Here is a 12,056-nt window from a genome sequence, read left to right on the forward strand (position 1 = left end):
CGGTGTCCCGAAGCTGGGTGCCTCGAAGGACGGTGCCTCGAACACCGGTGCCTCGAACACCGGCAGCGCGGCATCCCGGGGCTGCGGGGTGGCGGAACCGTCGACGCCGGCCCCGAGGTTGTTCAGCGACGTCACGCGACCGAACTGGACCAGCGTCGCCGAGCGGGTCAGGGTGCCCGTCGCGGACATGTCCGCGGCGGAGTCTCCCCAGCCGGACGGCGAGTCGGACCGGTCGCTGGTGTGGTCCATCCGGCACACGGCGTCATCCATCGTCGTGGCACGGTCGTTGACCGCCATGGTGGAGACGGCGTCCTGCAGGAAGGAGCCGGCGGCGGTGTCCTCGCCGCGCAGTGTCGACAGGAACCGTTCCTTGGTCGTGGCCGTCGGGCGGCCGTCGGAGAAGAACTCGACCGAGCTGATCCGCTGGGACAGTTCGCGGGCGAAGACCGGGGAGTCGACGACCTTGGACCAGCGCTCACGCGTGTGGTCACGGTCCTCCATCGCCTCGCTGACGGCCCAGGTCGCGAGCTTGTCCAGCCCGGAACCGGTGCCGGCGCCGGACTGACCGGCGAGCTGGGTCATGCTCGGCGCGTGATCACCGGTCTGGTGCTCACGGTCCGCGGAGGTGTCCGCGACCAGGAGGTCGAAGGCGTCCCCCGCCCAGTGCGGGGGGAAGATCTCGCGGCGGACGGTGTTCACCAGCGGGCCGAGGTCATCGTCGGGGATCGTCGCCTGGCCGATACCCGCGGACAGCGGGAGACCGGCGGAGGGGGACTCCAGGCCGATGCCGGCCGAGGTGTCCCGTCCGAGCGGGCGCGAGATGGCGCGACCCAGCAGCGTGGACCAGCTCAACAGCTGCTGGTACGCCTTGACCTGCCGGTCACAGTTGTCCATCGCCAGGTGGATGTTCTCCCCGGTGATGGTGAGGTTCCTCTGGTACAGGTGGAGGTCCTGCAGGTATTTCTCCACTCCCCTCCGCGCCCTGGCGTACGCGGACATGTGGAAGGCCATGAGGACGAGACTGCCGAGCACGAACCACAGGATCGCCCAGGGCCAGCCGAGGCCGGAGAAGAACTCCAGCTGCCAGCTCTCCCTGGACCGGACCGTCACGGACAGCGCCATGACCAGGAAGAGGGTGAACTCCAGGCCGAAGAGGAACCGGGTCGTGGTCTGGTAGGTGCGGTTGATCGCCTCCTGGTCCCGCAGCTGGAGCTGGGACAGCTTCGCCTCGTAGAAGTCTCGCCGTTCGATCTGGGTGTTCGCGTTCCGCACGGACTCGGAGAGCAGCCAGCGCAGCCCGTTGCCGGTGTGCCAGGCGAAACTGCGGGACGCTGTCTCCTTCCACCGGCTGAAGTTCTGCTGCAGCCGACGGATCGCCGGTTCCCGGGACTGGCCGGCGACGAAATCGAGCTGCTGCTCGTAGTACTCGGCCTTCTTGGCGTCGAAGGGGAGGACGACAGTGTCCGCCGGGGACAGGCCCACCTGCTGGCCGAGCAGCGGGTGGAAGCCGTTGAAGGAGTCCTCGACGTCGGGCACGGACTGCCAGCCCTGTTCGACGATCTTCCGGTTGCCGTAGGCGTCCTTCGGGGTCTCCAGGGGCCCCTGCTGGCGCTCGGCGCCGTCGACCAGGGTCAGGGCCACGTCCCGGTAGGCCGACCACATGTCGGCCAGCTGGGGTTCGTCGCCGACCCGCAGCCCGTGGGCCATGGCCTGCTGACGGTAGCGGGACGCGGCGGCGGCGATGGTGTCCAGGCTGATCTCCTGGGCCGGACCGGCCGCCGGGTTGGAGATGATGCGCACCGGTGAATCCTCACCGTAGAGGGCATTCTGGACCCGGGTGTCCATCGCGGACTGGGCATTGGCCCGGGCTGCCCGGTACCAGCTGGCCGGGGTGCCGAGCCCCTTGGTGAAGTAGTCGCCGAGGAAGGAGGTCATCGCCTTGAACCAGCCCTTCCGGGTCGAGGTCCGCTGCGCCTCCGGCTGCATCGGGCTCGCCAGGGATCCGTGGTACTGGTTCAGCAGGCGGTTGGCGAGCTCCTGGGGAGCGTTCTCCGCGCTGCCCATGTGGTCGGCCTGGCGTCCGTCCGGGGTGACCGGCTGCGGAAGGCGTCCACGGATGTCCGTGGCGGTGCGGCGCAGGCGGTCCTCCACCGCGGAGGCGTCGATGGTGCGGTGGTAGGCCCGGGCGAGGCGCACCTGGTAGGCGCCGCCGGTGGAGATCGGGTGGCCTTCACTGTCCAGCAGGGCGCAGGAGTTCGCGCTGGACCACAGGCCGGTCAGTCCGCACAGCGTCGGTGCGGCGACCTTCGCGATCTCGGTGGGGTCGCCGGTGCGCAGGACCGGGGACAGCGGCGAATCGGGCGCCTCGGAATCCTCCGGGGCGATCGCCACGGTCGTCGACCAGGACGGGTTCGCCGGCGGGACCCTGCCACTTCGGGGGAGCCGGGGCAGCAGGACGCGGACGCGGGCGGGGGCGGACGCCGCGGACAGTCGCGTCTCGATGCCGCTGGTCCACCGGTCGACGGACGCCATGTCCAGACCGTCGGTGACGTCGTCCTCGACATCGAGGGCGATGAACAGTAACGGGTCGCGGGCCATCCGTAGCACCTGATCGACACCGGTGATCTGTGCACCGTCGGCGGAGATCCGGCGCACCGTGGCACCGGTCTCAGACAGGCGGGGGTCGATCCAGGTGAACGGGTCAATGAGACCGAGGGCCGCCAGGTCGGTGAGGTTGCGACGGATCTGGTCGGCGACGAGTCCGTGGCCGAAGAACACGACGTCAGGTGTGGTACGGGCACTCATCAGAAGAGGTCACCTCCGAAATCGGGAAGGGTGGGTCCGGACTGGGACGACTGCCCGGTCGGGCTGGAGAAGGGATCCGCCGGTGCGGCGGACGGGCCGGCGAACATACCGGGGTTCTCGGCCCGCTGTTTCGCGGCGTCGAGGTGGTTCTTCAGGGCGCGGGTCATGTCACGCACGTCCGGGGCGAAGTCGCGGTACAGCGGCATCGCGGAGGCGTGGCCGCGGTCGGTGACCGAGGCCCAGGGCTTCACCTGCACCTGGGCGCCGGGCAGGCCGCCGCCACCGGGGAGGAACATGTCGGCGTTCTTCGCCGCGTGGTTGAGCTGGCCGAGGAAGAGATCGTAGCGGTCCTGGATCCCGGTGCCGAGGGTCGCCTGGTCCGGTCGCTCGCCGGTGGTGAGGAACTCGGAGAGACGCCGGACCGCGGGGTGGTCGTTCGCGCCACCGGTCGGGGACTGTGAGTGGTTGTCGTAGAGCTCACGCAGCAGCCGGTAGGGGCGGAGCGAACCGGCCAGTCCGCCGTGGCCGTCCTTGTCCTGGACCTGGGAGTAGGCCAGCAGAACGGACTCGATGACGGCGGGCATCCAGTCGATCTTCGCCTTCATCTCCTGCGGCGGGGTGAGCAGCGGGTGCGGGAAGTCGACCCACTGGCGGGCGGCGTCGTCGTAGATGTGGGCACGCGCCTGCGGAGTGCCGTCACCCTGGATGTGGATGCGACCGGTGACCGCGCCGATGAGCCAGCCGGCGACCATGGCCTGGCGCTCGGCGTCGGACAGGGGCACGGTGGCGGGGATCGGGCGGGAGCGGCGCAGCGACCAGTATCCGTCGTGGCTGGTCCGGGAGCTCCAGTCCTTGGCGATGTGCGGGAACAGGGAGCTGAAGACCACCGGTGAGTAGTTCGGGTAGGACCCGAAGACGTCGATGTGACGCACCTTCGACCCGTCGGACATGGCGCCGTCCATGGCGTCCCGGGTGGAGGGGTCCAGGGCGGTGTTCTGGTTCAGCACCGCCCGGAGCTGCTCGGCGGCCGAGTTCGCCTTGAAGGGGATCTCGGAGAAGTTGTAGTGGAACTCCGTCTCCTGGCCGTGGACCAGGGAGACCATCGACGAGTCGACGGCGGCGAGCGGGCGGGCCTGGTCGAGGGCGCTGCCGAAGGCGGAGCGGAGCCGGGCGATACGGGCGGCGAAGGTGGCGTCGTTCGTGGCCTCGTCCTGGGTCATGTAGCTGCGCAGGTCGGTGCTGATGAACTTCGAGAAGTGGTAGTCGGGGCGCTGGATCCACAGGCGGGCGCGCTGCAGCAGCTGGGCGGGACGGATCCGGGCCTTGAAGGAGCCGGGCCGGGACTCACGCTCCTCGCCGGTCCCGCGGGACGCCACCAGGTGGCGGGAGACCCAGCCGGCGCGGTTGCCGCCGGCACGGGAGCTCGCGGCGACCGCGAGGGTGTCCTCCGGGGCCTTCTCGGCGCCGTTGGTGTCCCACCGGCCGCGGATGACGGACTGGGCCGCGGAGAGCGACGCGTCCCGGTCGTCGAAGACCTCCGGGTCGGCGACGCGGACATCCTGGACGATGTGGGTGACGTAGTCGGCCGGGAAGTGGTCGACATCGGAGATGAGGATCTCGTTCGCGGAGCCGCGGAAGCGGTCGCTGATCATCTCCTCCTTGTCCCGGGGCCAGGCCACCGGGTCATCGGTGGCGACGTCGGCGAGGTTGATGTTCACCGACTTCTTCTTGTCGGCGTGCTCCAGGTCGGCGTGGGCGTCGGTGAGCTCACGGGCCAGTCGGTTCAGGGCGTTGTTGAGGAAGTCCTCGAGGACGCGCGACAGGTAGTCGGCGACCCGGATGGTGAAGTACTCGGTGAACTGGCCACGGTACTGGGCGGCGATGTTGTCGAGGATCTGGCCGGAGCCGGTCACCGCACCGTTGCCGGTCAGCGGCTGGAGCATATGGTCGATGGGTGGGGTGATCACGGCCGGGCTGCGTCCCTGGGTGCTGCGCAGGAGCAGCTCCATCGGGCCGACGAGCCGCTGGCGGATGTCCTCGCCGAGACGGTCGATGACTTTCTCGACGAAGGGCAGGCCGGTGGTCGACAGATACTCCTCACAGGTCGAGATGACCTGGTCGCAGAACTGGTCGGCGAAGGTGTGGACCGCACCGTAGGCGGCGTCGTCGAGCTGACGGTGGATCTCCCCGGCGGCGGCCTGGTCGGACAGGCGGGAGCGCACCAGTGCGCCCCAGTCGGAGGCCTTCATGCCGTCGGACGCGGGCAGACGCTGGCGCAGCCACTGGCTGGACTGCTGCGCGGCCGGGCCGGCGAAGTTGGCGAAGACGCCACCGATCCACTGGGCGGTGGTGGCCTGGTTCGGCTCGGAGTAGAGGATGTTCTGGCCGATCCAGATCTTGTCGAGGATGCGTGGGTAGCGCTCGTTGATCCGCTTCTGCAGCTGCTCCTCGCCGGTGTCGGAACTCAGCGGGTCCATGTGGCCGCGCAGGATACGGTCGAAGGCGGTGCGTGCCAGGCGCTGCGCGGAGTACTCGGCGTACCGGTCGCGACCCATCGAGAGCTGGGCGTAACCCATCGAGCCCCAGGGCATGTCACCCCAGGGGATCAGGGAGGCGTCCGCCCAACCGAGGTAGTCGCGGTCGGCGGCGGTGGCGCCGGTGTTGCCCAGGTTGTACTGGACGAAGGAGTCCGCCGACTTTTCCGAGGTCATCAGGGCGGCGAGGGCGCGGCCCAGGCCACGGTAGACGGTGTTCGGGTTACCGTCACCGAAGCGGGCGCCGGTGGCGCCCATGCGTCCACCGATGGGGAAGAGGCGGGCGAAGGTGTTGGAGGAGCCTTCGGCGTTGACACCGAGTGCCTTGAAGAGCTCGACGTCGGACGCCGTGGCGGCGCCGGTCTGGGTGGCGACCGCCTCACCGAACATGGCCAGGGCGTTCGGCCAGGCGCCGACCATGGCGTCCGACGGAAGGTTCTCGAAGACCTCCGGGGTCAGCATGAACACACCGGTGTGCTCCGGCTTCGCGTTCGGCAGGGTGGACAGGACGCGGCAGACGTCGAGGAACATGGACGCACCGGCGCCGCCGGCCATCGAGGAGACGACGAGGATGACGGGGGAGGCGTCCACCGCCGAGGTCTGGTGGCCGGTGATCCGGTAGTTCAGCTCGTTGAGCTCGGAGATCGTGTCGGACTCTTCGAGGATGTCCATCGCGGCCTTGAGCTCCTCCCGGATCCGGGGGATCGACTGGAGGGTCAGCATGCGCCCCAGGCCGCGGAACTGGCCGGCGCCGTCGGAGACCGGGGTGCTGATCGCCTCGGGGTGGCGGGGCGCCCAGGTGGCGACCTCGCCGAGGACGCTCTTGCGTCCGAGATTAACGGCCAGTCCGGTGTCGAAGGTCTTGTACTGCTGCTTCGAACCGATGCCGACGTAGCGTCCGCCGTTGTCCTGGACGTTGCCGAGCCCGTCGGGGCCCTTCTCCGGGGAGACGGGGACGTCGATGCTGACGAACTGCCACGCCTTCGGCAGGGAGGTGAGGGTGGGGTCGAAAGCCCGCAGATGCGCCTTGAGCTGGTCGATCATGTAGGCCTGGGTCTTGGCTCCGGAGCCGCCGCAACCGACGACGAGGAACTTCTTCACGTTTTCTCCTTAGAAGGCGTGGATGTGTGTGGTGCTGTGGTCAGTTGTCTGGTCAGTTGTCTGGTCAGTTGCCGAAGGGGGAGGGACCACCATTGCCGTTGCCGGGGTTGGACCCCCAGCCACCGCCGGATGTTCCCGGGTCGGAGGGACCTGCCGGTCCGGTCGGTCCACCGAATGGGGTGGGTTGGCCGCCGGGCTGGCCGTCGAACGGGCCGACGCTGTTGCCGAAGATGCTGTCCTCGGTCGGCGGGAACGGAGCGGGGTCGGCCCCCTTCTTCTTCCGGCGCTTGCCACCCTGCTTGGCGGGCTTCCCTCCCTGGCCGGGCGTCTCCGCCGGAGTGGCCGCGAGGCGTTCGAGCAGTTCCGGGCCGTTGGTGGTGATCTTGGCCGCGAGGTCGTTGATGGTGCCTTCGGTGGCGTACTCGTCGACGGCGAGGACGACCTCGCCGTGCGTCGGGTCACCCGGGGTACCGAGCACGAACCAGTGGTTGTGGACGGCCAGCGGCAGGCGGGCCTGCGTGCCGACCTGCTGGCCCTCGTCGGAGATGGACGGGGCGGGGGCGTCCACCACGGCGGTGGGGGCCGTAAGCGGGTTCACCCCGAGCTTGACGTGGACCGGGACACCCGTGAGGTTGACGTCGCGACCGGAGGCGACAACGCGTCCGGAACCCATGAGCTCATCGAAGCCGAGCTGGAAGTTCCCGCCCCTGTCGGTGCGGATCAGGCGGCCGTTCTCGACCTTCACCGGGACACGCACGGCGTGGATGCCCGGGGTGGACGGGATCCGGCCAGTGTAGAACTTCATGAGGTACAGCACGGCCAGCGGGATGAGGATCGCCAGGAGGAGCACGCCGATGAGGGCGCCGATGAAGACGCCGGTGTTCACCGGGGAGGTCATGTTGCCGGACAGCGGGACGGTGACGTCGGCGGAGTCGGCACCGTCGAGGCTGGCGAGCTGGATCACCGGGGCAGCCGAGATCCGGCCGTCGGCCAGGTCCGGGGACTTCAGCGTGACCGGGAGGTACTCCGTGGACCCCTCCGGCACCTCCAGGGCGTTGTCCTGCCCCGGATACGGCGAGGAGACCTCGACGGAACCGACGCCGTCAGGGAGGGTCACACCCTCATCACCCGAGGTCAGAGTGGTCGGAGTGACCCAGACCCGGCCCGGTCCGGTGACCGGAATCTGAACGGTGGTTTCCTCGGCGTCGATGTTCAGTGAGTCTGGGGTACCGATGGTCGGCAGGTTCTCCGGCGTGATCGTGACCGGGAAGTCCACGGTGACCGTGTCGAGCGGAGTGCCTTTGCCACCGTCGACACCGCGCGTGGTGATGTTTGCGTCCAGACGGAGGGTGCCGGAGGCGGCGTCCCTGATCTCGGACAGCGGGAATGAGACCGGCTGGCCGGTTCCGGTGACCGCAGGTGCGCTCAGGGGGACGGTCTCCCCCTTGGTGGGGACGAAGGACGCCGTCATCTGGGCGTCGCCGTCCAGCGTGACGGGTTTGTCGTACTTGTCGACCAGGGTCGCCGTGATGTCCTGGTTGGACTTCAGGCCGGTGTTTTCCTCACCGTTGAGCTGGTCGACGGTGATGGAGAGCCCGGGCAGCAGCTCGACACGGACGTTGTACTTCCCGTCGGAGCCTGCGGCGTTGTCGTAACCGAACTCCCATTCACCCGCCCAGCCGTCCGTGGAGGTCAGCTCCAGATCGACATTGACGGTTCCGTTGACCTCGGAGACCGTCTCCGTGGTGACCGTGGCGCCGTCAAGGGACGACTGACCGTCCTCGGTGAGCGGCAGTTTCGCGCCGTCCGGGCTCTTCAGGTACGGGGAGGCGTCACCGGTGAGGGCGGAGGTGGGGATGGCGGAGAGGTGGATCTCCGTGATGGAGTTGTCGAGGACGAACCGTTCCGGCTTGTCGAGCGGGTTGGTGTTGTTGGTGCCACCCGCCGACGGAATGAAGTTCGCGAAAGCGGCGTACAGACCTGCCGCATCATCCCCGGCATCGAAGAACGCGCCGTTACCGGGGACGCCGGAGCAGTCATCCCCCTCGGCGACCCTGGTCAGGAGGTCTCCCGCGGCGGCAGCGTCCTTCTCCGGCAGGAGTCCGACAGTGAAGAAGCGGATGCCTGAATTGCGGAGGCCGGCCAGGGCGCCTCCTGGGCGGCAGAGATCGTCGATGAGCCCCTGTGGATCCGCGGCATTCTGCGCGTTGTCGTCTCCGCCGGCGCCGGCGTTGATCATGCCGTCGGTGAAGAAGAGAACTGCCTGACAGTCACTGGACGCACCGCCCGGACCGGTCGGGGCGCCGGAGAACTCCGAGAGAGCTCCGGTGGCGGCATCGCCGTACTTGGTCCAGGCCTGCGTGCTGCGCTCGACGGTGCCGTCGATCTGTGAATTCAGGCCGTCGGGATCGTCCTTGACGTTGACCCAGCCGCCGTAGGTGGACGTGTTGCTCTCGTAGCTGGTGCCGAAACCGGCGAGCTTGACGTTGATTGTCGCGTTGAGGTCATTGGCGTGGCGACCGAGCTGGCTGACCAGGTACTTGGCTGCGTCAGCCCGCAGCCCGTCAGGGTCGGTGGCGGGATTCCCGTTGGTCTCTTTCCGGAGGGACGCCGACTCGTCCATGATGATGAGGATGTCCGCGGTACCCGATCCGGCGATACAGGCGCCCAGGTTGTCGAGGTTGCGCTGGCCCGCGGGGTTGAGGATCGAATTGTTGTCGGTGGGTGGAGCGGCCTGCGCGAAGCCGGCGGGAGTTCCGACGAGGGCGGCTCCGGCGAGCAGGGCTCCCGTGCCCAGAGCCGCGGCGAGACGCATGCCGCGGCGACGTGATGTGCTGGTCATGATTCTCCTACGCTCCCACTGTCTTGCTGATCCACAGGGCGATCTCCACTGCGGTGACGATGACTCCGACGCACGCCAGCCCGGCCGAGACCCGGTAGAGGGTCTTCTGTGCCGGGGTGCCGACGTAGAAGCTCTCCGCCTGCCGCTTCGTGTCCTTTGCCGTGTGCAGTCCGAGCAGGATGAAGGTCAGGATGCCGGCGAGAACCCAACCGACGATCGCGAGGGTGTGGAAGAGACTGTCGGTCGCCGACCCGGTGAATGGGGCGGCGATGCCGAGCAGGATGCCGATCACCGCGGTGGCGGTGGCGGCCCCGATGAAGGCCCAGGGGCCGGTGACCGGCGTGACGGGAGCGGTCGGGGCGTCTTCCATGGGCAGAGCGGTGGACGCGGTCCCGCCGGGACCGGCAGGGGTGCCGAAGGTCACTGCTCCGTTCGCGGGGGAACTGCCGGAGGAGAAGTCCACCGGACGAGTGCCGCCGGTGCCGCCGGGCGCGCCGGTGGAGGGGGCGCCGAAGGGCGATGACCCGAAGGGCGAACCGCCGGTCGGGGCTCCCTGGTTGCCGGAGTGCCGGCCGGTCGGGCCGCCGGAGTTCTGGCCCCAGGAGGGGCCGGAACCGGCGTCGCCGTTACTGAAAGGGTTTGTCACGGGGACCTCCTTGACCCGGGGGCTTCATGGTTGACGACGGAAAGCTTGATGAAAAATGTGTCTTGATCCCTCAGACGGGGCCGCACGGCCTGTGCTCCTCGACCGACGGGAAGCGGTGGTACCGGCGGGTTCGGATATCAGCCGGAAGGGAAGACAGCTGTGTCTTTTTGCGAAGCTAGGGGTAGGTAGTGGGGGTTAACAGATAAAACGTATCAGACGGTCCCGACCGCCGACCCACTGAATCGAACGCTACGGATGGGCCCGGGGTGGTGTGGTCGGGGTTGATGTGCTGCAGGTGCTCTGACCTGCCCCTGTAAGTGAGGGCAGTACCGGCGGCGCCGTCCCCGGTTCCTCATCGGGGTGGTCGGGGACTGTGGCGGCTGTCCGGGCAGCCGGTAGGTGGACACGGTGGAGTGCGGTGTTGTTCCCGCGGTGTTGTTCACGGGGGGCTTTCCGGGGGGTCTTCCGGGGGGTGTCTTCCCGGGCTGAGGGAACAGGCGAAAGGAACATCTGATTGCACTAGGTGTCCAAGTAGCATGAGTGATATGAATTCTGAGCCTTCGCCGTTCGGGGGAGTCCCCCACAATCCCTGGGCGTCGGAGGGCGCCGCCACACACTCCGCGCAGGCGTCCCTGACCATGACGGGGCCCGTAGCGGGCGAACCGACGACGCACACGTCGGAGCGCAGATCGTGGGGTGCCACCGTTGCTGCTGCAGTGGTGGCTCTGGCGGTCGGTGCCGGAGCCGGTTGGTTCCTCGGCGACCGCGGCTCAGCGGATGCCCCGGACGGGGTGCAGATGTACTCCGGTGAGAGCATCCCCGGTTTCCCGGACGCGGAGATCGGCAAGGTGCCTGAGGCGTTGGCGGAGGGACTCTTCTACTGCGTGGAAATGGACGTGTCGAGTTTCGGGAAGAACGCCGACGGTGTGAACTGCGAGGCGGCGGTCAGCGGCTACCGGGGAAAACTCAGGTACGTCGGTTCCGACGAGCGCGCATGGATCGATGATCAGTTGGACAGGCGGTCGGAACAGGACGGATTCAAGGAAGTGGCGGTGGAGGGGTTGGAGGCCGCAGAGTTCCGGGCGAGGTTCGGTACCCACGACAACGACCTCACCATGCTGACGCTCACCGACCAGGACAGGAGTTTCTACCTGGACGTCTCTGCGCGCGACGATTACGGTGACGAACCCTCCGACAGTGAGAACAGCGGCTTCATTCGCGCCGTGGAAGCGGTGCTCGGGATTTCCGGGGAGTAGTCGGGGAGTAGTTGTTGTCCGGGGTGGGGAACTTCTCCGGTGGGTACGGTGTCTCACCCACATGAACACCGATAACAGCACTCCTTCGTTCGACGCTCCGCCGACCGGCATCCCGATGTCCGGGAATCCCTGGCAGCAGCCCACCCAGCCTGAGATCGTCCCCCAGCGGGCATCCCCCCGGAAGACCCGGGGTCTTCTCGTCGGCGGAGCTGCTGCAGCAGCACTGGCGGGGGGCCTCGGCGCCGGGTACTACCTGGCTGATGACGGGGATTCTGAACCGTCACAGGTCGCCACCTATGCCGGTGACCTCGGCGCGATCAACTCGGTGCTCGGCAGTTTCGGGCAGGAGGGGACGCTGCCGGCGTCCTTCGCGTCCTCGCTGGTGCAGTGCCGGCAGAGTCCCGGCATCGTGCAGGGGCAGGGTAACGCCGTCGCCGATGCGGCAACCTGCTCGATGGTGCTCAACGGGTACCGGGGAGAAATGGTCTACACCCGGGACGCGGAGTGGATCGCGGACATGCGCGATGACCGCGGGGAACTGCCGGACTACCGGGTGCTCGACATCCCCGGTTTCGACGCCTTCACCTACACCGACCGGATGTCCGGGGCAGACTTCCCGGTGACGGTGCTGGTGGATCCGGAGGGCACGTTCTACCTGGATGTCACGCCCCGGGGGATCGAGGAGCACATGGCGCCGACGACTGACGAGATCGGCGGGTTCGGCGCGGCGGTCGCGGAGGCGCTCCGGGCGTAGGGCTGCCCACCGGGGCGGACGGTGCTACGCTCGACAGGGCACCCGTCAACTTCCCGGTCACCACCAGTGGAGGATTCACCGTGAGCCAGACCACCGACCAGTCCGCCCTCTACCCGCC

General features: G+C 68.3%; 6 protein-coding genes. 2 read left to right on the forward strand and 4 right to left on the reverse strand.

The features are described from left to right. From QZV72_RS03460 to QZV72_RS03475, 4 genes are all read right to left on the reverse strand, one after another. Positions 1 to 2,805, reverse strand: a 2,805-nt coding sequence (locus QZV72_RS03460; RefSeq protein ID WP_297005319.1) for a hypothetical protein, incomplete at its 3' end; no start/stop codon positions are given. Further along, positions 2,805 to 6,440 carry a tubulin-like doman-containing protein gene (locus QZV72_RS03465; RefSeq protein ID WP_297005323.1) on the reverse strand — a complete coding sequence of 1,212 codons (3,636 nt, stop codon included), beginning with the start codon at positions 6,438 to 6,440 and terminating at the stop codon, positions 2,805 to 2,807. The genes QZV72_RS03465 and QZV72_RS03460, both read right to left, overlap by 1 nt. A gap of 64 nt (positions 6,441 to 6,504) precedes the next feature. Beyond that, positions 6,505 to 9,282 (reverse strand): VWA domain-containing protein, encoded by a 2,778-nt coding sequence (locus QZV72_RS03470; RefSeq protein WP_297005326.1) that lies wholly within the window; start codon positions 9,280 to 9,282, stop codon positions 6,505 to 6,507. A 7-nt stretch (positions 9,283 to 9,289) separates the two neighbouring features. Then, positions 9,290 to 9,928, reverse strand: a complete 639-nt coding sequence (locus QZV72_RS03475; protein WP_297005328.1) for a hypothetical protein — start codon at positions 9,926 to 9,928, stop codon at positions 9,290 to 9,292. Positions 9,929 to 10,473: 545 nt separating this feature from the next. Between QZV72_RS03475 and QZV72_RS03480 the strand changes: the two genes are divergently transcribed. Together QZV72_RS03480 and QZV72_RS03485 are read left to right on the forward strand one after the other, a co-directional pair. Next, positions 10,474 to 11,184 (forward strand): hypothetical protein, encoded by a 711-nt coding sequence (locus QZV72_RS03480; RefSeq protein WP_297005331.1) that lies wholly within the window; start codon positions 10,474 to 10,476, stop codon positions 11,182 to 11,184. Positions 11,185 to 11,245: 61 nt separating this feature from the next. Beyond that, a complete protein-coding gene (locus QZV72_RS03485) occupies positions 11,246 to 11,938 on the forward strand; it encodes a hypothetical protein (protein WP_297005334.1) in 693 nt (230 codons plus the stop codon). Positions 11,939 to 12,056: the final 118 nt, after the last annotated feature.

Origin of the sequence: uncultured Corynebacterium sp. (assembly GCF_902782855.1) — a bacterium.
Classification (GTDB): domain Bacteria; phylum Actinomycetota; class Actinomycetes; order Mycobacteriales; family Mycobacteriaceae; genus Corynebacterium.